The sequence below is a fragment of the Legionella resiliens genome (assembly GCF_021344005.1).
In the GTDB taxonomy this organism is placed as follows: domain Bacteria; phylum Pseudomonadota; class Gammaproteobacteria; order Legionellales; family Legionellaceae; genus Legionella; species Legionella resiliens.
Window position 1 is genome coordinate 156,729 of the sequence record NZ_JAJTND010000005.1, and the last position, 23,149, is coordinate 179,877.

The window sequence follows — 23,149 nt, forward strand, 5'->3', positions numbered from 1 at the left end:
CAAATCTGAACTGTGCGAAATGATTAAGCTTTTTTTTCTTGATAATCTCCTAAAATGACACAGATCAACCCTATAGTTAGCATGGCAAGAGAGAGCAAAACACTGGGGGTTGGTTTTTCTCCAAGTAATAGTAACGAACAAACGACACCAATAATTGGCACACCAGTTAAAGATAAAGATGTGGTAACCGCAGGAAAACGTTTGCTCATTTCAACAGCCCCCCAAAAAGCCAAACCCGTAGCAATCGTTCCAATATAAAGATTCAATAATATCGAGAACGCAGTCCAGTGGATCACTGGATGTGGTTCAAAAATAAGAGCACTTATTGCAAGGATTATTGTACCCACTAATAAGTGCCACGGCATAAGTTGCAATATGGTCGATTGTGAGGGAACAAAGCGAACATGAAGAATAGCAATCGCCCATAAAAGCGCTGATAAGAATAATGCGGCGCTGCCGATTAGCGCATCGTGATTAGACCAATTAAAGTCAAATGGATTAAAAAGTACTATGATTCCTAAAATACCAACCACTAAACCAATAGCTTTGAGTAAATTCAAACACTCGTTGAAAAATATAATCGCTATGGGAGCCACCCAAAGTGGAGTGGAATAGACTAAAATAACCGCATGCCCTACCCCATTGTAAAAAAGACCAAAATTAACCAATACGGTGAAAAGACCAACTTGCAATACACCGACAGAAAACAAATGAGGAATATCCCCGCGTTTTGGAAACGTATATTTTTTCTGGATGATAACCAATAAAAAAAGAAATAGACTGCCTATGAGCATTCGTGTAAAACCAAACCATTGGGGAGGTATAAAGTTCATCGCCAATTTCATCAAGGGCCAATTCATCCCCCAAACTAATAAAACAAAAGCTAATAATAAAATATTCATAGTTATGCTCTACGCCCCAATTCTCCTTTGAACTATCCATCTTCTTGACATAAAAGATAGAGGTCCTGGCCTATGGAGTTGATACGTTAAAAAATATTGGTTTTTGATCTCTGCATTATGAATAAATGAGTATAACTCACTTACAATCTAATTAGATGAGAAAAATGTACTTCTGAAGAGATAAAATTTATTAAATCTTTTCAAATAAATTATTTTACTCAACTATTTCCATGCTTCTTTTGTTATAATTGACCATTTATTTTGTATGCAGGAGCATTTTATGCCTTCGAATAATGAAAAAGCCCATCAGTTAATCAAGGAAATGCGTAAAGCGCACCAGATACCAGAAAGCTCAATTGACGAACCACAAGATTTTACTGATGTAAGGAATCATGTTTCTAAAACTATTCTAGAATACTTAAAGACATTAGAAGAAAACTTAGACCAAGATGATGAAGAAACCCTTTCTCAGAAATTAGGATCACTCAGAGTTTTAAGCCTGACTATCGCTGGTTATGAACTTCTCAATGGTGGATTGAAATTGATGCATAAGATCAATGAATTCTTTACTGGGAATGACAGGGCAGATTATAAATTGTTGGCAGATTTAGGTAAGGATGTAATAGAAACAGCAAAAAACTTTAATGCACTTCTAGATAATTCATCAAAAAATTTAGGGGAGAAGGTTTGGCTCACGATGAAAGCTTATGGAAAAGCGGTACTAAGTGGCGTTTTAGGATTGCTCGAGGGTATACCCCACGGATTTAATAAAGGAGAAGGACTAATCGATACGGTAAGCAGCATGGGCCAAACTTCAGTAGCCGAAGGTTGGGCTGGTTTTTATAAACGATTTTCAGAAGAGTTAGCTAAGGCAAGCACGAATTCAATGAAAGAATCTGTGAGTACTCTGAGAAATTCCTCATCCATGAAAACTTCAATCTCTGATGAACTGGTCACAAAGCAAGAACCTTTATTTCAATAACTCTATCTGCGGTAAATTAAGTATTTACTGCTGGGTGAAATAATATTGCCTTATCTCCAGCAGCTTTTAGACATCCAACTTACTTCATCCCATTTAAGGTATAAAATTAAAACTATACCTTTAAAGGGATAAAATTGAAATTATCCACTTTAGGGTATATAATTAGAAATATCCCCAATAAGGTATCAATTTTATTCAGGAACATTTATGCTGATTCACTCTTCTCTGGAGCTGGCGTTGTTGATAAAAAATCAACGAAAAAAACTGAAATTAAGCCAGGCAGAAGTTGCTGCTTTGGTAGGTTTAAAACAAAAAACCATTTCCGCAATCGAAAATAATCCAGAAAACATGAGATTAAGCACTTTATTTCGTATATTATCCGCGCTTGGTTTGGATTTAAAAATATCAGCAAAAAGTCAGTCTAATACAGCAACTAATCAATGGAACGATGAATGGTAAAGAAAAATCAAATTCTTTATGTCCTAATGAATGGAATTTTGGTGGGAATGCTTGAGAAAACATCTCAGGGAGGATTGAGGTTTACTTATCATCAAGACTGGTTAAATCAAACAGGAGCCCGCCCCATTTCCTTATCATTACCGCTCGTTGAACAAACCTATGCTGGCGATGTAGTATATAATTTTTTTGATAATCTGCTCCCTGATAATCAACAAATCCGCGCACGAATACAAGCACGATTTCAAATAGCAACCAGCCAACCTTTTGATCTGCTGGCGGGTATCGGCAGGGATTGTGTAGGAGCCATTCAGCTCATTACAGGTCCATTGGCTGAATTTGAGAAAAAAATTAAATATAAGCCATTAACAGAGCAAAAAATCGCTTCAATTTTACGAAATTATCAAATAAATCCCCTAGGGATGAGTCTAGAAGAAAAGGACTTCCGAATTTCTATTGCGGGGGCTCAAGAAAAAACTGCTTTTTTATATCATGAAAACCAATGGTGCGAGCCGCTTCAAGAAACGCCAACCACACATATTTTTAAATTACCCATTGGCATTATCGCTCACCAACAGATGGATTTACGAGACAGTTGTGAGAACGAATGGCTGTGCTCTCTTCTTGCAAAAAGCTATGGATTACCGGCAGCCGACTGTGAGATTCTGCATTTTGAAGAGATAAAGGTTTTATCAGTAAAACGCTTTGATCGCAGGTTATCTCGGGATAAAAGTTGGATCATGCGTTTACCTCAAGAGGACCTATGTCAAGCATTAGGCGTTTCTTACAACATCAAATATCAATCGGATGGTGGCCCTGGTATTAAAGAAATTATGCAAGTATTGCTCGGTTCAGCACACCCGCTTTTAGACCGCGATATGTTTTATCGTGCTCAGGTTTTTTTCTGGCTCATTGCTGGGATTGATGGCCATGCTAAAAATTTCAGTCTTTTTATTGAGCCTGAAGGAAAGTACAGACTAACACCTCTATACGACATCATGTCTGCATATCCGCTGATAAAGAAAAGGCAACTACAAATTCAGAAAATTAAAATGGCAATGGCCTTAAAAGGTAAAAACAATCATTATCACTGGCATACCCTCCAACGACGGCATTTTATAGACACCGCAAAAGAAACAAGTTACTCTCCAGAAAGAGCTGAAATCATCCTTAATGAAATGCTGGAACAAACAGATTCTGTTATCCAGGAAGTCTCAAAAAAACTCCCTTCCTCCTTCCCTAACAGTATTTCTGAACCTATATTCGAAGGATTACGAAAAACAAAACAAAAATTAGAACAATAACAGTTTTCAATCCTATGTATTTCGAATAAAAAATCAATCAGTCTATCATTAAAAATATTCATAATAAATAAGAAATTATAAAAAAATTATACTTTTTTGAAAAATGTCTACTATAGTTATTTTTAAATAATAAAAATAAATTAGGGGATATCATGTTACTTCGATGGGCCGGTGTAACGTTTTTGTTTTGTCTACTTAATTCTCCATGTTTTGCTGAAGAAAAAGAAATTGCGATTACCATTGATGATTTACCCTTTGTTGGTTCTGGTTCCAGCACACCCGCAAGCCTGAAAAGAACTCAAGCTCGATTTATGGCCATAGTTAATGCTCTTGTTAATAATCAAGTCCCAGCTACTGGATTCGTCATTGGTGAAGCTGTTGCGAAAAATGAATGGGATCTTTTAGAAACATTCCGTAATCAAGGCTTTGCTCTAGGTAATCACACTTATACTCATAAAAGCTTGAATAACATGAGTGCCGATAAGTACATCGCGGACATCGATCGTGCTGATACTGCCTTAGCGCCTGTACTGACAGAACCTAAATATTTTCGTTATCCCTACCTGGCCGAAGGTACTGGTCAAAAAAAACAAAAAGTGTATGACTACCTGGCCGCACATCAATACACTATTGCCCCAGTAACGATCGACAGTAAAGATTATGAGTTTAACGCACGTTTCTACAGGATACCTTATAGAAAAAGAGCTCAAAATCTACCCGCATTTAAAAAACGTTATTTGGCTTATATTTGGCAACAAACATTAAGAGCTGAGAAAAATGCTAAAGGAAAAAATGTCAAACAAATTCTATTAATCCATGCAAATCTTCTTAACAGTTTATGTTTAGAAGACATCATTGAAATGTATCGAAAAAATGGATATAGATTTATTAGCTTAGCCGATGCTTTGAAAGACAATACAGCTCAATCATTGAATAATAATACAGAAGCATTAAATAGTGTGATTCCACCACTAAAAGAGTCAGGGCAAAAGCCCTATGTAAGTAAAACAAATGCTCATCAAATTTAATTAGACAGTCTTTCCCTATATCTCACTCGCTTGCGTGCTGTGCGCGGGATCCAGAAAATCACATAAAATCAATGGATCCCCCGCGAGTAAATTATCCAGAAATCAATTTATTTTTCTCAAGGCGAGATATTGCATGTTTAGGCAGAAGAATCCAGTAATGCCCCTGATTCTTCATATGACCTGCAATTAACGTGGCTCTTTCACCACCGCCCCAAAAAACATCTCCACGAACTTTGCCACGTATTGCACCACCAGTATCTTGAGCAATCATCAAACGCTGCATAGGTTTATTTTTATCAGGATTCTTGCTATCAGGACGCGTAGTACTGAGCCAAAGAGGAGCGCCCATAGGCACCCATTGCTTATCAATAGCCAGCGAATAACCAGGTGTTAAAGCAACACCTTGTGAACCTAAGGCGACTCCATCCGACATTTTACGGAAGAAAACAAAAGATTTATTTTGATTGATCACTTTATCCATCTGTTTGGGATGTGCTTCCAAATAACGTTTTATTGCCTGCATGGACGCATTATCTTTAGTCATAACCCCTTTTTTGATCAATACCCCTGCAATCGCAGTATAAGGTTTGCCATTTTGGGCATCATAACCAACATAAAGGTTATTACCATCTTCAAGTTCAATTACTCCTGAACCTTGAATTTCCAAAAACAAACGATCTATAGGACTATTAATCCATACTAAAACGCGAGCCTTACCCTTAAGTGCACCATGATTAATTTGTTCACGAGTGTAATAAGGGACGAATTTTTTTCCTTCTACCCGACCTACAATGCCACGACTTTTAAAATCATTAAAAAACATACCTAAATCAGCAGTTATAAGATCATCTGGAGTTTCATAAAGAGGAACATGGAACTCTTTGGATTTAGTATAGCTTCCTTTAATTGAAGGCACATAATAACCTGTAAATAAGCCAGGTTTTGCACCGGTGTCAGTAAACTCTACCGGAATAAACCATTTTTCAAAAAACTGTTTTGCTTCATTTTCAGCTTCGGGAGAAATTTTTAAAGCCGCTTTACACGCCGGTTGCCAATCTTTTACTTGTAAATTAATCTGATCCGTCCCGACAATCTGATCCGGGTTTTGCTTGATAAAAGCACGGCAGGAAGTCTGAAAAGTCAGTAAAGACTTTTTTAGATCCGCTGATTTCCAACCAGGTAACCGGTCAAAATCAGCTTGCCTGAACATGGTTGATGGTTGCTTTACTGGCCAAAACCACCACACGAAACTACTCAAGGCAATTAAGGCTAAAAAAATTGTAATAGAGATTATTTTCGTTTTCATAGGCGGACAATTTTTACACGTTATGGAATGTTTTGCAACAAACAAAGGCAAATTTAAACATTAATCTCTTGTCAAAAACTATTAATGTGTAAAAGCTGCATTTAATAATAATCTGATTTTAATGAATTTTTTTGGAACGTACAAATAAAAGAACTGCAACAAGATGCCCTACAAAAAAAATTTAGTGAATGTGTAAAACCAATTGATTTAAAGCGTTTAGATAGGCTAAAAATCCTCTTAAATCGTCATCGGAAATTTGGAAAAATATTATTTTTTTATCCATTTCTGATAACAAATCTTGTAACTGATGGCTTAATTTCAGTCCATGTGCCGCATCGTGTTCTTCAAAAGCATTCCAAATCGCTTTTTCATAAGAAGATAATTCATATCCTAATAATTGGGCTGTTTTTTCAACTTTTTCTCGATCAATAGCTAATAAAATGTGGCTTATAGTTGCTTGTATTATTACTAAAGATTCAAAACGTTTTGTCAGCTCTGTTAGCAGATTCTGTTTTTTGGTGCTTAGCGGCTCATCAGCAAGCGACTCAAGCAATCCCCGGGAAGACCAAAACAAATTTGCCAAATCATGCAGTTTTATTTGGTTTGCTGAGGATAGGAGAATTTGCTTTAAATTTTGCCCCATATAAATATAGAGTTTATTAAGGTAACGATTTAGCATAGTCCAAACATCGGAGCGCCAAATAAGATTTGCCACAATAAAACTCGCAACAATTCCAATGATTATTCCACCCAAGCGCTGTAATGGAGGCGTTAAATAAACAGGAGGTCCTCCTTCTTGGGCAAGAGAAATAATCAAAGCGATATTGGCCTGTAACCCAACATAAGAATATTGGGGTAACTTGAACATAAAATAAGAAAATCCCCAAATTGAAAAAAAGAATATTAAAATGAAATCATAGAGTGTCATTTTAATGAGAAACAAAGAAAATAAAGCGATCCCTCCCCCCCAAATACAACCAAGTAAACGATGAATGCTCACACTTTTCATTTCAAAAAGATGTTTACGAATAGAAAGCACAAGACTACTGATAATTCCATTTAAACCACCAGACCAATTACTTACCATCCAAAAACCTAAAGCCAAAATAACCGAGAGCCCTGCTTTAATGCTGCGTTTAATTACATCGATATCCGTACGAATCCGTTCCTGTGTTTTTAAGACATGATGTTTTGCTGTCATGCCATGAGGAATGCGGCTCAATAAAGACTGCATCAAAAGAAGACTTTGATTCACTTGATGTAGGAAATGGATCAATGCATAGACAAAATTACTTTTAAAAATGAATTGTTGCCTTTCAATGCCACTATGTGCATCTGGAGTCAAAAAAGAGTACATATCCCCATTCCCTTGTTTCTGTTTCACATATTTTTCCAGGTCTGCAATTGCAGGTCCCGTTTTTAATTCTTTTGGAGCATCTAAGTGATTAGAAAAAGCCATCTGTAGTTGGGTCAAATCTGATTGAATCGCATTCAATACAGGCTTCATAGATAATGATTGTACAAAGGTTAAATCATGATGCCGTGGAGAAATAAGAATCAGGTACTGTAACTGTCGTGATAAATCATAAAAAGTATCCAATAAAGCACGCACCTGATCAACTCTGGCTTTAGTCACGCCCAACTCATGAATCATTGCCCCAATAAGCTCTACAGCTTTACGTACTTTTCTTTTTATCTTTAGGGTGCTTTGTGATAACAAGTCAAAATCGGGCTTACCCTCAACCAGCATAGTAAGTAATTGATCCAATTCGATTGAAAAATCAGTAAAAATACAATGAAGTTGTACGGTAATATTATCCTTTAAATGATTGGGAAAAATAAAATAGGCGCTGATGGCTGCTACCAAAACGCCAATCCCAATCTCAACAGGTCTCCAAATAGCCACGAAAAACGCATTTTGTGGATTCATCGCAATTTGCGAAACAATTATAAAAGCACAAAGCGCCCCTAATAAATAAGCATAACCATTAGCACTGAAGCTGTAATAATATGAACCCATGCACACGATTAAAAAGCAAGAAAGCAAATAGAGTAAAAAACTGTTGGCGACCAATCCTGCAATATAGAACCCCAAAAACGCTCCCGCAAGAGTACCAATAATACGCATTGAGGCTTTATCAATGATGTTGCCAGTATATAAATTGGAAACGATAACAACACTCATAGCTGACCAAAATGGTGTTTCCAGATGAAATTTAAATGAAATCAAAACGGCAATTAATGCAGCAAGTGCTGTTCTTATGGCAGCTCTGTTTTCAACAGTTTGAGGCCAGAAAAACACTGCTCACCTGTATGTAATGGTAGTTGCACTAGCACCGATACGCAGAGGATATTCATCAGATAAATCATCGATAGAAATTCGCACTGGAAAACGTTGCGCAATACGAATCCAATCTTCGGTTGCTGGTGAATAAATCAGCGTTGAAGGAACAACATTACCTCTTTGCACCCGATTAATCCCCCACCCAATGCTGTCTACGTGTCCATGGAAAACTTTTCCTGGATACATATCAATCATAATTTTTGCCTTATCCCCAGGCTGAATCAAACGAAGTGCTGTTTCTCTATAACGAGTAACGACCCACCACTGTTTGGTTTCGATAAGTGCAAATAGTCCTTCCCCTTTTTTAATATACTGACCTATGCGTAAATTAAAATTGGTGATGTACCCATCCTCAGGTGCTACAAGGATAGTATGATTTAGAAGATAATTTGCGTTATCTAATTCGAAATGGGCTCGCGCGATCGTAAGTTGTGCTTTAGCAACATCTGCCTTGTCCTTATCAAAATTCAATTGAGCACTATTTAACTTGGACTTAGCTTGTTGTACTGCATAAACATATGGAAGAGAATCAATTTCAATAAGTTTATCTCCTTTTTTCACCCTCTGGTTGTCCTTAACATAGATTCTCGTTACCGAGCCAGAAACCAAAGCGGCCATGTTGACTAAATGAGCTGAAACATAGGCATCATTAGAGCGCGTGTCATAATAGGCCAAATAACGGTAAGCAACATATCCTGCCAACAAAAAAGCAAGCACAGCCATTTGTGGCCAATACTTAAATTTAGAAATATTTTGTAGACGCACCGAAAAGCCTCTCTATTTATCATAGCTATTACAATACAACTAGGTTTGATACAGCTCAAGATAATATTAGAGTCTGTCTACATTTCTACTATCCTGGGTCCAAACTGACCTGATTTTCTGCGATTCGATGTATATACCTCTTGTATGCTGCACCTCGATACTCGGAACTCCAGTTATTTTGGCTCAAACTCACGAAATGTAAACAGACTCTCTATTTAATAAAATTTATTTATACAGAAGGCAAATATCGCCAGCTGCTCACTCCAAGAGGAGCAGCATGTTCCGTAGCAAGACAAGGGATCGCCCTTCCCGCGCTAATAAGCCTTATTTGCAGTAGAGATGCAGGAGACCCATCTTCAAAAGAAGCAACAGTCACACGTTGATGATGCGACGCTGATTTTCGCCCTTTATAACGAACAACCAAACACGGAAACTCCCCTAAATCCTCAATATAATATTTGTATTGAGCTAAACCACTTTTTAAGGAGCATCCTTTGTATTCAAGTAAATTATGTATCACTTGATTTGCAGAGTCTGAACGCATCAGACACTCTGAATTCAATACGGGTTGTTGTTGCAGCAATCGCAATGCCACACCCTCAAGTTGATAAAAATTCTGGTGCAATACTTCTTGTTTATTTATTGTCTTGTAGTACAGTAAAACATGCTGCATCGAAGTCAAAATAAGCAAACTAATCACACTGATAATAAGTAAAGTCACTAATAAAATAAATCCTTGATTTTTTCTAATGGATCTCTTCGGCAACCCGCTCCAGAGTGGGAAGTGCGAGGAGCCACGGAGCGCAGAACCGGAGTGTACACGCCAGTACATGAGGATTCGAGCACCGTAGCGACGAAGCAATTCTCCTCTGGAGTAGAGTTTCTTACTTGCTCTCTTCGGAAACTCGCTCCAGGGAGAGAAGTGCAAGGAGCCACGGCGCGCAGAACCGGAGTGTACACGCCAGTACATGAGGATTCGAGCACCGTAGCGACGAAGCAATTCTCCTCCGGAGTAGAGTTTCTTACTTGCTCTCTTCGGAAACTCGCTCCAGGGAGAGAAGTGCAAGGAGCCACGGCGCGCAGAACCGGAGTGTACACGCCAGTACATGAGGATTCGAGCACCGTAGCGACGAAGCAATTCTCCTCTGGAGTAGAGGCGCAGAACCGGAGTGTACACGCCAGTACATGAGGATTCGAGCACCGTAGCGACGAAGCAATTCTCCTCCGGAGTAGAGTTTCTTACTTGCTCTCTTCGGAAACTCGCTCCAGGGAGAGAAGTGCAAGGAGCCACGGCGCGCAGAACCGGAGTGTACACGCCAGTACATGAGGATTCGAGCACCGTAGCGACGAAGCAATTCTCCTCTGGAGTAGAGTTTCCGAAGAGAGCTACTCATGAGCCACGCACCAGAACCCTTAGCTCATACATTTTGTTCTCATCCAACCCCATGATAATTTCAAGAAATTGCTTCTCTTTTATGTGTCGATTTCGAGTATGCATGAAATGAATTAAAGGCGTTAGTTCTTCCGTCTGTACCAACTGATAATGTAACGTATCCACATAATTTATGTTTTTCTTAATAAACCATTTTTCCTCAAGATACTCACCAATATATGCTGAGGGGCCATAAGAAAAAAATAGGGGTTTGTTCAAAGTAACAAGCGAATTTTTACTTTGTTGTTCCAAGTCAAATAGTTCGTGTATTTCAGCATGTTCGCAATCAGAGATGAGTATGGGACGCTTTTTATGGAGTATCACTGGATCCTGAGTCAGTATTTTTGTTGCACCTTGAATTTTGATTATTTTTGCAAAATGTTCACTCATACGATTTACTTGAATGAATTGATTCGGTTGATTTCCAGCTTGCAGTGCATGAATTCTGTTTTGATGATTTCTGCGATCAATTACTTGCAAGTGATCAATGCCCAAACACGGAGTAAAACCTGCACGTCGAATGCTATCGCTCAGTAAATCGCTCACCCATTGTAAATCAAAACCTGTTTCTAAAATTTTTTCTGTTTCAAGGTATTGACGCTTACTACCTAAATAAAGTTGGATTAATGGAGTCATAATCGCACTTGCCAGAAAAAGACTGATTAACACTTCTGTCAGACTGATTCCTCTTTGTTTTTTCATTCACCACTTCCGATAAGATTATGTTGACGGGTTATAGAGCCTACTTGTTCAAACCATACAAGATGGAGAAGTAATTGTTGATTCTTTAACTGTATATCCAAATGATACGGAGAGGGTGTTGGTGGAAGTTTTGAAGCTTTGGCCACAAGCGTTTCTTCGATTTGATCAAGAAATTGAGAACCTTGTACCCTAAAAATTAATTGATTTAACAATTGATTACTCTGCCCTTGTTGTTGTAGTAAAGCCAGAGTCAAGGTTGTTATCAATGATAAAGATACCAATACTTCAATAAGGGAAAATCCCTTTTGCCCATTCATATTCCATTTTCCTGTGGTTGGTTTGCCACGCAAAGATTAGCGCCATGGAAATAAAAATTCAAGACCTACACGACTGGACACAAACACGAATAGATCAATTAAAACCCATGGTGAACTATAAACAACCCATTGAATTGTTATTAAACTTTAATGCGTTTAAAATTGCCCAAACAATAGAAACACCCACAAATAATTAGAAACTAAAGGGGAAAAAATGATGTATGCCTATTTCACTAAAGGTATGACTGTGGGTCATGTATTAACCCGTCTTGTTTTAAGAGAAATTACAAGTATTCCCGGGGTAATCCTAGACCTTATTTTAGCTATTTTTTGGATCCCCGATTACACCTCTTACTGGAATGAAAATAGCGCTTCCATAGAATATGCAGATGGCACGCGCCACACTGGAGTAATGCGCGGTGTTTTTGGTTGGATAGGAGAAGTTTTAGGTTTTGTGATTGGTGCCCCAATTGGAGCCATTATTGGCACTGCTTTATTTTTCCCTGATTTATTGCTTCGAGGCTTTATTTTTCTTAAAAAGAAATTATATGACTCTCTTGATGAATTTGCTGTTTTTATTGGCAATACAACTTTTTTCGAATCGCTTTTCTATGAAGCCCCAAGCAGTTATTCCCAAAAGGCATGGAATCTAGGAGCTGCTACTGTAGGCATCATACTCGCTGCCATCCCCTATATTGCTGCAAAAGCGCTTGAATTTTTCTTACCTTTTTTACCCTTATCAAAACTTATTGCTGAGGTTTGTTTAACAATAGGTGGACTGGCTGGCTGGACCCTTGGGGTACTTATCTATCCGCCCCTCTATATTCTGAACAAATGCACCGATTTCATTGAATTATGTAGGAATGCAGTACTTAATGGTATTGCGCTTGTTTATGCAAAATCAGGACAGGTTCCTGTTAGCTCTGCTCAGAACCAGGAGTGTTGTGTACCTCCTAATGCGGTTCACTCAGAGGAATTTCATAAACAAGTAGCTTATTATAGCCGGACTTCATGGGCGCAACTTATCTTTGGTCCATTGAAAGGACAAGCTTCAGATAGGGCCTCGGCATTAGATAAGAATCATCTCATAGACCCGATTACATTAGAGCCTTTAGGAGTCAATGGCACACCTACTCTCATTGATTCTCACGGCCATACATTTAATGATGATAAAGGAACTGCTGCGAAAGGAATTCGATTTTGGGTACAAACACAACATACATGTCCTATTGACTATCAATATTTAACAGAAGCAGATTTGATTCCCAATCGAGCTTTTAATGACTTAGTTGCAACAACTTTAAAAAAATAATCGCATACCGGGTGTTTTTGCTCTCACCCGGTAACAAATCAAATGATTTTTAATTCAAGGAGCTCGTGACAGAAAGCTAAAGCTTGGATAATATGAGAAAAAATTTTTAGTTAGGGAAAATTTATGGCAGTGAACTTTCAACAATTACCTCATCCAGGCATACAATCATTAGTCCCTTATAAACCAGGAAAATCTATAGAAGAACTAGCGCGTGAGAAAGGGATTACCGCCAATGACATTATTAAAATGGCGAGCAATGAAAATCCTTTAGGTTGCAGCCCTTTAGCCCAGGCCGCAATAAAAGAAATATCACCCCACGTCTTAGCTACTTATCCCTCACCAATGAATCATCCTTTAATGCCAAAACTTGCGAAAAAACTCGCAATCGATATGGATCAGCTTTTTTTAAGCAATGGTTCGGATTATATATATACTATTCTACTCAATTGCTTTGCATTGCATAATGACAAACACATCATCACGCACGAGTATGCATTTAGCACCTATGCGATTCAAGCCAATACCTTGAATATTCCTGTCCGCTCCATTGAAGTCAATCCAGATTGGCATGTTAATGTGGATAAATTGATTCAAGCATGCAATTCAAAAACTGGTATTATTTTTTTAGCGAATCCGAATAATCCTACTGGTATTCTGATTAGTCAAAAAGAAATAAAACGTCTGTTAGAAAATATTCCTGAAAGCACTCTATTGGTCGTCGATGAAGCTTATTATGAATATGCAGCATCCCAATTAAGTTGTAATAGTATTGAATGGTTAGCTCACCATCCTAATTTGGTGATTACGCGAACTTTTTCAAAAATATACGGGTTAGCAGGTGTTCGTTTAGGTTATGCAATAGCTCATCCCTCAATAGTTGATCTCATGCGACGTATCCAGTTACCGTTTACAGTAAATCAAGTCGCACTGACCGCTGCTCATGCAGCCCTGGATGATAATCAATTTATTCAATTAAGCCTGCAAACCAATGCAGAAGGAATGGTGCAAATGAAAGATGGATTTAATCAATTAAATATCGATTACTTACCTTCAGCATGCAATTTCCTTACCTTTGATTGTAAAGAGGACGGTGGGTTGCTCTATAACTATTTATTAGATAAAGGGATTATTGTGCGGCCTCTGCATCCATATAAGATGAACAATTACATACGAGTAACTGTAGGAACCAAAGAACAGAATGATCGATTTCTTAATCTGCTGGGTAATTACTAAGGTCTGTTGACAATTCGCAAGATTGAGCCAAAATGGTGTGATTCTAGAGCTTCGAAAAGCTCATAAAAGCGCAGTAGACTTTTCAACAGATCCTAAAGTAAGGAAATAAAATGACCAGTGATTTAAGCAGCAAACATTGTGAATCATGTGAAGGCATAGGTGCTGCATTAAATGCAGAACAAATAAAAAATTTAATGCCCCAGTTAAATAAAAAATGGGAGGTAAGCGCGGATAACCGAATCATTAAATGCAGTTTATCTTTTAAAAATTTTTATGAAACAATGGCTTTTGTTAATGCACTTGCCTGGATTGCAAATACTGAAAATCATCACCCGGATTTAGAAATAGGTTATAACTATTGCCACGTAAGCTTTATGACCCATGCCCTCAATGGATTAAGTCATAATGATTTTATTTGTGCAGCAAAAATGGATAAATTGCTAGCGGTTTAAAAATTTAAAATGTAGCCTGAGTGAAGGCGCAAGCCGTAAACCCGGAGTTTCTTCTTCGCTTCACCCAGGCTATTAATACTTCATAACAACTTGTTCATCCCCCAAAAGATTCATCAAGAGCCCAAGTAGTTCATCACTTGGAATTACTTGCCATTGCTGCGCCAAACTCAACTGTGCCCTGGCATACTCATTACTGTATGAAAGTTGCACGGAACAACGCCCAACATGAGCTTTTAATAATGCTTGTATAGAACTTAAAATCCCCTGATTCCCAGAGTGCAACCGTAGTTCCAGGCATCGAGCAAATTTAGTACGCGCTGTGGGTACATCATAGAGATGGTTCGCGGTCATTTTTACACCGCCATTATAATCATCATGAGCCACTTCACCTTCGATAATCAGCATGTCACCAGTTGCCAAACCAGAAGCAGAAGATTCAAAAAGCTCACCAAATACAACAACATCAAGCCGCGACGTAGAATCATCCATGCCAAGAATCACAAGTTTCTTACCACGCTTCGTCACAATCTTGCGAATCCCTACTATTTGTGCACAAATAATGGCTTTTTTATGCATGGATGGATTTAATTGACTGATTGAAACGATAAAGTCACCAAACTCTCGACGATATTGATCTGCAGGATGCCCGGTTAGATAAAAGCCTAATACTTCTCGCTCACCTTCTAGACGTTGCGCCTCGGACCAGGGTTTGCATTGCACATAGTCTTGCTGGTTCGTATCGTCTTCGAGTAATGAAAATAAATCAAATTGACCACTGGATTGATTTTGATGCTCTTTTTCTGCCACCTTTAGCGCTTTTTCCAAAGATGCAGTTAATATTGCCCGTTCCACATTCCAATCATCAAAAGCGCCACTTTTAATTAGCGCTTCTAATACGCGTCGGTTTACCTTGCGCAAATCCAGTCGTTGACAGAAACTAAATAAGTCGGTGTATTTTCCGCCTGCTTCACGCTCCTCAGTAATGCAATCAATAGCAGACTCTCCCACCCCTTTTATTGCACCAAGCCCATAAATAATAGTGGCATCATCAACTACCGTAAACGGATACATCGAGTGGTTGATTGATGAAGGTAAAATCTTCAATTTCATATGAGCACATTCATCAATAAAAGTAACCACTTTATCCGTATTATCCATATCTGAGGACATAACTGCGGCCATGAATGCCGCCGGATAGTGTGCTTTAAGCCAGGCAGTTTGATAAGCTACTAATGCATATGCAGCTGAATGCGATTTATTAAAACCATAACCCGCAAATTTTTCCATCAAGTCAAAAATATGAGTTGCAACCTTTTCATCAACTCCTCGAGCAGTCGCACCCTGGGTAAAAATTTCTCGCTGTTTTGCCATTTCCTCGGGCTTTTTCTTTCCCATCGCACGACGTAACAAATCAGCAGCACCCAAAGTATAGTTTGCTAAAACCTGCGCAATTTGCATGACTTGCTCTTGGTATAAGATAACACCGTAAGTGGGTTTTAAAATTGGCTCCAAATCCGGATGGGGGTAATCAACTACTGCACGCCCATGCTTACGATCAATAAAATCATCTACCATTCCAGATTGCAAAGGACCTGGTCTGAATAAAGCCACTAAAGCGATGATGTCCTCAAAACAATCAGGCTGTAAACGGCTAATTAACTCCTTCATACCACGGGATTCCAGCTGAAATACCGCCGTTGTTTTACATGCCTTTAACAAATCAAAAGTCGCAGCATCATCTGTTGGAATCTGACTAATATCAATTACAGCCAAACCCTCAGCAGCTCGTTTTTTATTTATCGTAGCCAATGCCCAATCGATAATTGTCAGGGTACGTAATCCCAAAAAGTCAAACTTGACCAAACCCGCCGCTTCAACATCATCTTTATCAAACTGACTCACAATTTGTGTCGATCCCTCTTCACAATAAATCGCAGTAAAATCTGTTAGCTGGGATGGCGCAATCACTACTCCCCCAGCATGTTTTCCTGCATTGCGGGTAATCCCTTCCAGTTTTAATGCCAGATCAATGAGTTCTTTTACTTCCTCTTCCTCTTCATAACGACGCCTTAGTTCTTCTTCCTGTTCCAAAGCCTTACTTAATGTAATACCTATCTCAAAAGGGATTAATTTTGCTAACTTATCAACAAAGCCATATGGATGACCTAATACACGTCCCACATCGCGTACAACTGCTTTTGCAGCCATAGTACCAAAGGTAATAATTTGTGAAACGCTTTGCCTGCCATATTTTTCGGCTACATAATCAATAACCCGATCACGACCTTCCATACAAAAATCGATATCAAAATCAGGCATGGAAACCCGTTCTGGGTTCAAGAAACGCTCGAAAAGTAATTCATACTCTAAAGGATCCAAGTCGGTAATTTTTAATGCATAAGCAACCAAAGATCCAGCTCCTGAACCTCGTCCTGGACCAACTGGCACACCATTTTTTTTTGCCCACTGAATGAAGTCAGCCACAATTAGGAAATAACCGGCAAAACCCATGCTATTAATCACATTGAGTTCCACCTGCAAACGTTTGTCGTACTCTTCTCGAGATGCTTGCAATTCTTCAGGCGATTTGTTTTTAAATATTTGCAGTAAGCGCTCTTCTAAACCAACTTGTGATAAGTGAGATAAATATTTTTCAACAGTAGACCCATCAGGTATAGGAAAATTAGGTAAATAATTATTACCTAAATCCAGTTTTACCGTGCATCGTTTACTGATTTCAACAGTATTTTCTATTGCAGATGGCAAATCAGAAAATAAAGCAATCATTTCATCAGCCGATCGCAAGTACTGTTCTGCGCTGTATTTTTGCACTCGTCTCGGATCAGCCAATGTATACCCTTCATGAATGCAAACCCGCGCTTCATGTGCCTCAAAATCTTCTTGATCAAGAAAACGCACATCATTGGTTGCAACTAACGGCAATTGCAGTTCATCGGCTAAAGCAATCAACTTTTCATTATAGCGGGTTTCATCAGGTCGTCCTGTCCGTTGAATTTCTAAATAAAAGCGATTGGGGAAAAGTGTTTGCCAATACATCGCTCGACTTTTAGCTAAAGCATCGTCATTGGCTAATAAAGCTCGCCCAATATCACCGAATTTTCCACCAGATAATGCGATTAGTCCTGCTGAGTACTCTTCAATCCATTGGTTTTGTACTCTTGGTTGCCCTTGATATTGCCCTTCTTGATACGCTTTGGAAATAAGACAGGTTAAATTTTTATACCCTTGAGAATTAAGGCATAAAAGAACCATAGAAGAAACGCGCTCAGGCTGCTCAGGGTCATGACAAGGTAAATCACTTCCAATAATAGGCTTGATTCCCATATCAACAGCACTTTTATAATGCTTCACAGCCGCAAACAAATTGCAATAATCAGTCACTGCAACTGCACACATCCCTCGCGACGGTAAAACCTTCATTAAAGGCTTAACACGAGTCAAGCCATCAACCAAAGAAAACTCGGTGTGAACACGTAAATGAACAAAACGTTGTTGCATAAGGAAATTAACTCATTAAGCTTAATTGATGAACTTTAACCTAAATCAAGGATTTTGCCTACCAGCATTATCGCGATAAGCCAAGAACCTGAATCACATTTTTGTATAGCGCCACCCACTAATTCTATACATCGTTGCCAGCTCGTTCGGCTCAGTCATGTACTTGTGTACACTCCTTCACTTCACCTCACTTTACTTGCGCCTTGTCTAGAACTTAGTGGATGCGCTATATTTTAATTTCTATATCAAACTTGCGATTGATGGGGATCAAAAGCATCCCGGACCGCATCTGCAAATAAGTTAATCGCTAAAACCAGTAAAAACATAAAAATAAATGCAGCCAATATAGGCCACCAAATAACAGGATTACGTGCCAACTCAAAACGTGCACTATTAATCATATTTCCCCAACTAATGGTCATGGGTGAAACCCCTACTCCCACATAAGAAAGCAATGCCTCAGCCATAACCAGAAAACTAAAGTCCAAAACCAGAGTGATCACCACAATATGCATCACATTGGGCAATAAATGTTTGCGAATAATAGTAAACCAATTGGATCCTAAAGCACGCGCCGCTTGAACATAATCTACTTCACGTAGCTTCAAAGTTTCAGCACGCAAAAGCCGACATAAGCTAGTCCAACTCGTTACGCCAAGGATGAAACAAAGTGCCAATAAACGTGCATCTGCACTTTGAGCTAAAGTAGTAAATTGTTCAGGATGATTGGCTATGTAAACTTGCAAAGACAAAACTGAGGCAGTAATTAATAAAACACCAGGTATAGAGCTTAAAGTGGTATACGTATACTGAATCAAGTCATCTGCCAAACCTCCAAAATATCCTGCCACGACTCCCAAAAACAAAGCTAAGGGCAGCATAAATAAAGTAGTTAGAAGACCAATGACTAAGCCTGTACGTATGCTCTTAATTGTAAAGTAAAAAATGTCTTGGCCAATTTGTCCCGTACCAAACACATGAAACGTTCTTGAAAGCTCATAACCAAGCACAACAAAAAATGTAAGAACGCTTAGGGTAATTAAGGTGCTTAAACTCGTCGCACTTAAAGCAAAAAAAGGTCTTGAGTTTCGGCACAAACGAATAAAAATCAGAACTATTCCGATACAAAATGCCACGGACAAACCCCATTTGAATGCATGCCAAAAGGTACTTTTTATGATTTCGTTTCGTTCTACTTCTGTTTTTATCCATTTACCAGGATAAATCAGTAATGGATAAGATTGTTCAACAACACCATTCACAAAGGTAGTTTCACTAACAAATTGCCTTAAAGCCAATGGCGCTGAATAAGTTTTTTCTAAAATTTGATCTATAGGAGCCAAAATCTTATCCAACACAGTAGTTGCAGTTTCTGTTTCCTTATTTACCGATGTAATATGAATCGAATCCAAAATACCAACAATAAGAAAAAACAACAGGATGATGCCCGCACTCACAGCGATGGGTCTGTGCAAAATTATGGAAAAAGAGCGTCTTATATGATACTTGCGTAAACTCAGTAAAATAACCACTCCACTAAAGGCTAATAAGGTAAGAAAGCATTTATCAGTCCATAGAAAGTCTACCGTCATTTTATTCTTCTCAATTTAATCTCATCGTTCATTCTTATCCCCTACGTCCCGCGGCTTGTCCGCGGGATCCAAAAATATTTCACCCACACTGGATCCCGCGGACAAGCCGCGGGACGTAGGCAAAAAGTGTTATTCCTTAACTTAAAGGCCGTACAAAATACCTTAGATGCGAAGCAAAACCCGAATTTTTAGAGAGCATTGAATTCCTAACGTTTATATTTAATATTTCTAAGATAACCTCACTCGGGGATCGACCAGCATATAAGAAATATCTGTTAATACCAATCCTACAATATAGAGAATCGAACCCAAGAACACCATAGCCCTCACAATAGCAAAATCCTGTTGTTGAATTGCATCAATCGTATAGCTACCTAAGCCGGGCACTCCGAAAAAAGATTCCAATATCAAACTACCCATAAATAAGGAAGGAATAATCACTACAATTCCGGTTAATATAGGAAGCATTGCATTTTTCAATACATGTTTAAACATCACTCTTCGTTCTGACAGTCCTTTTGCTCTGGCAGTTTTAACATAATCTTTATGCATTTCTTCCAAGAATAAAGTGCGATACCAACGGCTTCCCGCCCCCAAACCGCTAAGTACTGCTACAGTAATCGGCAGAATAACGAACTTTAACGCATCAAAGCCGCTGTCATAACCTGAAATAGGTACGAGACGTAATAATTTACCAAAAAGATATTGGCCACCAATAATATAAAATAAGCTTGAAATCGACATTAAAATAATACAAAGCACCACACCAGTTAAATCAAGATAAGTCCCCCGAAAAAAAGCCATTGCCATAGCTACAATAATGTTAGCAATAACATCCAATAATAACACGGGTAATGCGATTGAAAGACTTGGCCACATTCTGTAGGTAATGTCTTCACTAATATCTCGTCCAGAATCAGACACACCGAAATTAAAAGTAAAGAGCTTCATTGATTTTTGAAAAAACAAAGTCGACTGTATTTTTTCTATTCCAGTTTTTTGTTCATTATAAAATAAGGGTAAATTATAACCATGTGCCTCTTTCCAATCATCAATCACTTGTTGTTCCACATGTTTCTGCCCTAAATGCATGCGTGCAATATCATCCGGTGTATTAACCATAAAAAATAAAATAAAGGTAATCAGATTAATTCCAAAAAGAATGGGTATCGAATACGTGACTCGACGCAGTAAATACTTGATCATGGGATAAACGTCCTTTCTGCCGGTTTTCTTTCTTTTTTGTGATAAGCAATAACCAAAGGAAGAATTAGGATGAGAATAAGCAAAAACAATAAACCTAATGGCCAAAAAACGGGTTGATTCCAAGCAAATCTCAATTTGTTTCGTTCGGGTACATCGATTGCGAGGTACTTTAGAGTTGCAGAAAACATTGTATTTGGCTTAACCCGAGAAACCCAACTCTGGGATAAAATAAACTCTTCAGGATGTATCCCCCAAATCCATGGGGCATCACTACGAACTATAGAGATCATCTCGTCAATAATCTGCTGTCTTTGTGTATCATTTTGTCGATTTTTCATTAAATTGAAAAGACGATCAAATTCAGGATTTTGATAATTGGCAGCATTTTCACCGCTAAACTTTACTTTGCCATTGGCACCATACAACTGAAACAAAAAGTTTTCAGGATCCGGATAATCTGCCACCCAGCCCCAACTAAATATTTGCGTATCACCCGTACGCATTTTTTCTTGAAAACGATTATACAAGGTTGCCCGAACATTCAAATCGATGCCTATCTGGGCAAATTGTTTACGCATCCAATCAAATAAGGATTTGTCCTGAGGACCACCAGTTGTAGTGACATCATAACTCAAAATTAAGTGATTTCCAGTAGCCGGATCAATTCCATCAGGGTATCCTGCCTCAGCCATAAGCTTCTTGGCATCACTAATGGGACGGCGCACTGCCTCATCATTTTTCCATTCATATACATAAGGATTAATTCCCTCTTTACCTTCTTTATAACCAAAAATACCAGGTGGAATCGGTCCTTGAGCTGCGATACCTCGACCATTATGAAAAATGGCTATATTTTCATCATAGTTTACTGCAATTGAAATCGCCCTTCTTAACTTGCGCGCGCGTTCACTCGTTCCCCCCACTACTTTATCAAGCATATTAAATCCCATGTAGTAAGTAGTAGGTTGTAATTCCACAGTGAGATACATATGTTTTTTTTGCATCTCTGGCGTTAGCTCAGCTTTGCCATGGCGATTCGTATGGATTGCCTGATCAAAACTGTCCGCCCCAATCACTGAGCTATCATAATAACCTTGCAAAAATTTATTCCAACGAGGAATAGATTCTTTTTCAAGAGTAAAAATTGCCTTTTCAATAAAAGGTATTCGTTTACCTGCATTATTCAAATAGCCCAATTTTTTATCTTCATCAGAACCGATACTTGGATAATATTCTTCGCGAAAATTAGGATTTTTTTGGAGTACCATATTTCGATTGGGATTATTTTTAACCAACATAAAAGGACCTGTTCCTACTGGGAACCAACTCAAAGTGATGTTATTGTCCAACATGCCTGGTTGAGAGTAAAAGAAATCAGCTTCCCAAGGAACTGGCGAAAAAAAGCTCATAGCCAACCAAAATAAAAACTGGGTGTATTTTCCTTTTAAAGTGATTTCAAAGGAGTAATCATCCAGTTTTTTTAGCCCTTTTAAAGGATAATGACGCAGATCAATGTATTGATTACCTTTAGGAAGTGTTTTTCCATATTCTGCAAAACCGACGATATAGTCACTCATTAAACCATAAATCGGTGAACTCAATGCAGGATTAGCCAATCGTTTTATTTGATAAATATAATCATCAACAATCAATTCCCGCGTACCTATATGCTTAAAATCAGATAATTGGTTAATGTCTTCTTCGTCTAAATATCCCGATGTAACATGATGATAAAAATAGGAGCCTTTTTTATCCTTAGAAAAAGCAGGGTGAGGCTGATAATAAATTCCTTTTTTAATGTTTATAGTATACACACTATAAGCGGGTGTTTCCTGGCTGTTTTCAGGGAGTAAATTACCTTGGGCATCCAGGTATCTTAATTGCGGCATTTGTGATGCGATTAATGGAACTAATTGATACGGCCTTTTCAAATAATCATACTGCAGCAAAGGCTCATATATTTGAGCAATAAAAAGAGACTCATTCGACGAATAAGAAAGTGCTGGATCCAGAGTTTTAGGTTGTTCAGCAAATGATGAGTAATAAATATTTTTGTTTGCTTGTGCGTGGGGATGTGGATTATTTAAAATCCAAGGCCATGCATAAGCAAAGCAGCTAACACTTTTAAAAAACAAAGCCACCAGAACGATTCGCTGTATACGATTCAAAAAAAATCCTTATCTAAATAAATTAGGTCTGTTTCCATTTCGCTAGCTTGAGCTAAAATGGCCTGATTTTCGAGCACCGAAGCGCAGTAAATCAGGACAGTTTAGCCAAGACAGTAAATGGAACTAAAT

At 38.3% G+C, this 23,149-nt stretch carries 19 protein-coding genes; 8 read left to right on the plus strand and 11 right to left on the minus strand.

Going from position 1 to position 23,149, the window contains the following annotated elements; all coding sequences use genetic code 11:
• Window positions 1-23: 23 nt before the first annotated feature.
• Window positions 24-902, minus strand: a complete 879-nt coding sequence (locus tag LXO92_RS13265; protein ID WP_182350026.1) for a DMT family transporter — start codon at window positions 900-902, stop codon at window positions 24-26.
• Window positions 903-1,182: 280 nt separating this feature from the next.
• On the opposite strand from LXO92_RS13265, the gene LXO92_RS13270 reads away from it, so the two are divergent.
• The 4 genes from LXO92_RS13270 (at window position 1,183) to LXO92_RS13285 (ending at window position 4,672) form a co-directional block, all read left to right on the plus strand.
• Complete coding sequence (locus LXO92_RS13270; protein WP_182350027.1) at window positions 1,183-1,884, plus strand: hypothetical protein; 702 nt, start codon at window positions 1,183-1,185, stop codon at window positions 1,882-1,884.
• Window positions 1,885-2,091: 207 nt separating this feature from the next.
• Window positions 2,092-2,343, plus strand: a complete 252-nt coding sequence (locus LXO92_RS13275; RefSeq protein WP_232891150.1) for a helix-turn-helix domain-containing protein — start codon at window positions 2,092-2,094, stop codon at window positions 2,341-2,343.
• Window positions 2,337-3,644 (plus strand): type II toxin-antitoxin system HipA family toxin, encoded by a 1,308-nt coding sequence (locus LXO92_RS13280; protein ID WP_182350029.1) that lies wholly within the window; start codon window positions 2,337-2,339, stop codon window positions 3,642-3,644. The genes LXO92_RS13275 and LXO92_RS13280 overlap by 7 nt, the downstream gene beginning before the upstream one ends.
• A gap of 152 nt (window positions 3,645-3,796) precedes the next feature.
• Window positions 3,797-4,672 (plus strand): polysaccharide deacetylase family protein, encoded by an 876-nt coding sequence (locus LXO92_RS13285; RefSeq protein WP_182350030.1) that lies wholly within the window; start codon window positions 3,797-3,799, stop codon window positions 4,670-4,672.
• 91 nt (window positions 4,673-4,763) lie between these two features.
• On the opposite strand, the gene mltA is transcribed toward LXO92_RS13285, so the two are convergent.
• The 6 genes from mltA to LXO92_RS13315 form a co-directional block, all read right to left on the minus strand.
• A complete protein-coding gene (gene mltA / locus LXO92_RS13290) occupies window positions 4,764-5,978 on the minus strand; it encodes a murein transglycosylase A (RefSeq protein ID WP_182350031.1) in 1,215 nt (404 codons plus the stop codon).
• Window positions 5,979-6,159: 181 nt separating this feature from the next.
• Complete coding sequence (locus LXO92_RS13295; RefSeq protein WP_232891151.1) at window positions 6,160-8,280, minus strand: FUSC family protein; 2,121 nt, start codon at window positions 8,278-8,280, stop codon at window positions 6,160-6,162.
• Between the two features lie 3 nt (window positions 8,281-8,283).
• Window positions 8,284-9,087, minus strand: a complete 804-nt coding sequence (locus LXO92_RS13300; RefSeq protein ID WP_232891152.1) for an efflux RND transporter periplasmic adaptor subunit — start codon at window positions 9,085-9,087, stop codon at window positions 8,284-8,286.
• Between the two features lie 229 nt (window positions 9,088-9,316).
• The gene (locus LXO92_RS13305) at window positions 9,317-10,195 is read right to left on the minus strand and encodes a type II secretion system protein (protein WP_233291543.1); all 879 of its coding nucleotides are present in this window, start codon (window positions 10,193-10,195) and stop codon (window positions 9,317-9,319) included.
• 282 nt (window positions 10,196-10,477) lie between these two features.
• Complete coding sequence (locus LXO92_RS13310) at window positions 10,478-11,221, minus strand: PilW family protein (RefSeq protein ID WP_232891155.1); 744 nt, start codon at window positions 11,219-11,221, stop codon at window positions 10,478-10,480.
• Complete coding sequence (locus LXO92_RS13315; protein WP_182350034.1) at window positions 11,218-11,538, minus strand: prepilin-type N-terminal cleavage/methylation domain-containing protein; 321 nt, start codon at window positions 11,536-11,538, stop codon at window positions 11,218-11,220. The genes LXO92_RS13310 and LXO92_RS13315 overlap by 4 nt, the downstream gene beginning before the upstream one ends.
• A gap of 44 nt (window positions 11,539-11,582) precedes the next feature.
• On the opposite strand from LXO92_RS13315, the gene LXO92_RS13320 reads away from it, so the two are divergent.
• The 4 genes from LXO92_RS13320 (at window position 11,583) to LXO92_RS13335 (ending at window position 14,535) form a co-directional block, all read left to right on the plus strand.
• Entirely contained in the window at window positions 11,583-11,735 is a 153-nt protein-coding gene (locus LXO92_RS13320; RefSeq protein ID WP_182350035.1) for a hypothetical protein, read from the plus strand.
• A 17-nt stretch (window positions 11,736-11,752) separates the two neighbouring features.
• The gene (locus LXO92_RS13325) at window positions 11,753-12,850 is read left to right on the plus strand and encodes an RING finger protein (protein WP_232891156.1); all 1,098 of its coding nucleotides are present in this window, start codon (window positions 11,753-11,755) and stop codon (window positions 12,848-12,850) included.
• Between the two features lie 123 nt (window positions 12,851-12,973).
• The gene (gene hisC, locus LXO92_RS13330) at window positions 12,974-14,083 is read left to right on the plus strand and encodes a histidinol-phosphate transaminase (RefSeq protein WP_182350036.1); all 1,110 of its coding nucleotides are present in this window, start codon (window positions 12,974-12,976) and stop codon (window positions 14,081-14,083) included.
• 110 nt (window positions 14,084-14,193) lie between these two features.
• Window positions 14,194-14,535 carry a 4a-hydroxytetrahydrobiopterin dehydratase gene (locus LXO92_RS13335; RefSeq protein WP_182350037.1) on the plus strand — a complete coding sequence of 114 codons (342 nt, stop codon included), beginning with the start codon at window positions 14,194-14,196 and terminating at the stop codon, window positions 14,533-14,535.
• A 72-nt stretch (window positions 14,536-14,607) separates the two neighbouring features.
• Here the strand turns inward: LXO92_RS13335 and dnaE are convergent, their stop codons facing one another.
• The 4 genes from dnaE to LXO92_RS13355 form a co-directional block, all read right to left on the minus strand.
• Window positions 14,608-18,054, minus strand: coding sequence for a DNA polymerase III subunit alpha (gene dnaE / locus LXO92_RS13340; protein WP_182350038.1), 3,447 nt, complete (start codon window positions 18,052-18,054; stop codon window positions 14,608-14,610).
• Window positions 18,055-18,299: 245 nt separating this feature from the next.
• A complete protein-coding gene (locus LXO92_RS13345; protein WP_182350039.1) occupies window positions 18,300-19,646 on the minus strand; it encodes an ABC transporter permease in 1,347 nt (448 codons plus the stop codon).
• A 228-nt stretch (window positions 19,647-19,874) separates the two neighbouring features.
• Window positions 19,875-20,852, minus strand: a complete 978-nt coding sequence (locus LXO92_RS13350) for an ABC transporter permease (protein ID WP_182350041.1) — start codon at window positions 20,850-20,852, stop codon at window positions 19,875-19,877.
• Window positions 20,849-23,020 carry an ABC transporter substrate-binding protein gene (locus tag LXO92_RS13355; RefSeq protein WP_425600749.1) on the minus strand — a complete coding sequence of 724 codons (2,172 nt, stop codon included), beginning with the start codon at window positions 23,018-23,020 and terminating at the stop codon, window positions 20,849-20,851. Before LXO92_RS13355 ends, LXO92_RS13350 begins: the two co-directional genes overlap by 4 nt.
• Window positions 23,021-23,149 lie beyond the last annotated feature (129 nt).

Bases quoted from the DNA above. Each gene is read 5' to 3' on its own strand.
- LXO92_RS13265 (WP_182350026.1), bottom strand. From the start codon at position 902: ATGAATATTTTATTATTAGCTTTTGTTTTATTAGTTTGGGGGATGAAT.
- LXO92_RS13270 (WP_182350027.1), top strand. From the start codon at position 1,183: ATGCCTTCGAATAATGAAAAAGCCCATCAGTTAATCAAGGAAATGCGT.
- LXO92_RS13275 (WP_232891150.1), top strand. From the start codon at position 2,092: ATGCTGATTCACTCTTCTCTGGAGCTGGCGTTGTTGATAAAAAATCAA.
- LXO92_RS13280 (WP_182350029.1), top strand. From the start codon at position 2,337: ATGGTAAAGAAAAATCAAATTCTTTATGTCCTAATGAATGGAATTTTG.
- LXO92_RS13285 (WP_182350030.1), top strand. From the start codon at position 3,797: ATGTTACTTCGATGGGCCGGTGTAACGTTTTTGTTTTGTCTACTTAAT.
- mltA (WP_182350031.1), bottom strand. From the start codon at position 5,978: ATGAAAACGAAAATAATCTCTATTACAATTTTTTTAGCCTTAATTGCC.
- LXO92_RS13305 (WP_233291543.1), bottom strand. From the start codon at position 10,195: ATGTACTGGCGTGTACACTCCGGTTCTGCGCGCCGTGGCTCCTTGCAC.
- LXO92_RS13310 (WP_232891155.1), bottom strand. From the start codon at position 11,221: ATGAAAAAACAAAGAGGAATCAGTCTGACAGAAGTGTTAATCAGTCTT.
- LXO92_RS13315 (WP_182350034.1), bottom strand. From the start codon at position 11,538: ATGAATGGGCAAAAGGGATTTTCCCTTATTGAAGTATTGGTATCTTTA.
- LXO92_RS13320 (WP_182350035.1), top strand. From the start codon at position 11,583: ATGGAAATAAAAATTCAAGACCTACACGACTGGACACAAACACGAATA.
- LXO92_RS13325 (WP_232891156.1), top strand. From the start codon at position 11,753: ATGATGTATGCCTATTTCACTAAAGGTATGACTGTGGGTCATGTATTA.
- hisC (WP_182350036.1), top strand. From the start codon at position 12,974: ATGGCAGTGAACTTTCAACAATTACCTCATCCAGGCATACAATCATTA.
- LXO92_RS13335 (WP_182350037.1), top strand. From the start codon at position 14,194: ATGACCAGTGATTTAAGCAGCAAACATTGTGAATCATGTGAAGGCATA.
- dnaE (WP_182350038.1), bottom strand. From the start codon at position 18,054: ATGCAACAACGTTTTGTTCATTTACGTGTTCACACCGAGTTTTCTTTG.
- LXO92_RS13345 (WP_182350039.1), bottom strand. From the start codon at position 19,646: ATGACGGTAGACTTTCTATGGACTGATAAATGCTTTCTTACCTTATTA.
- LXO92_RS13350 (WP_182350041.1), bottom strand. From the start codon at position 20,852: ATGATCAAGTATTTACTGCGTCGAGTCACGTATTCGATACCCATTCTT.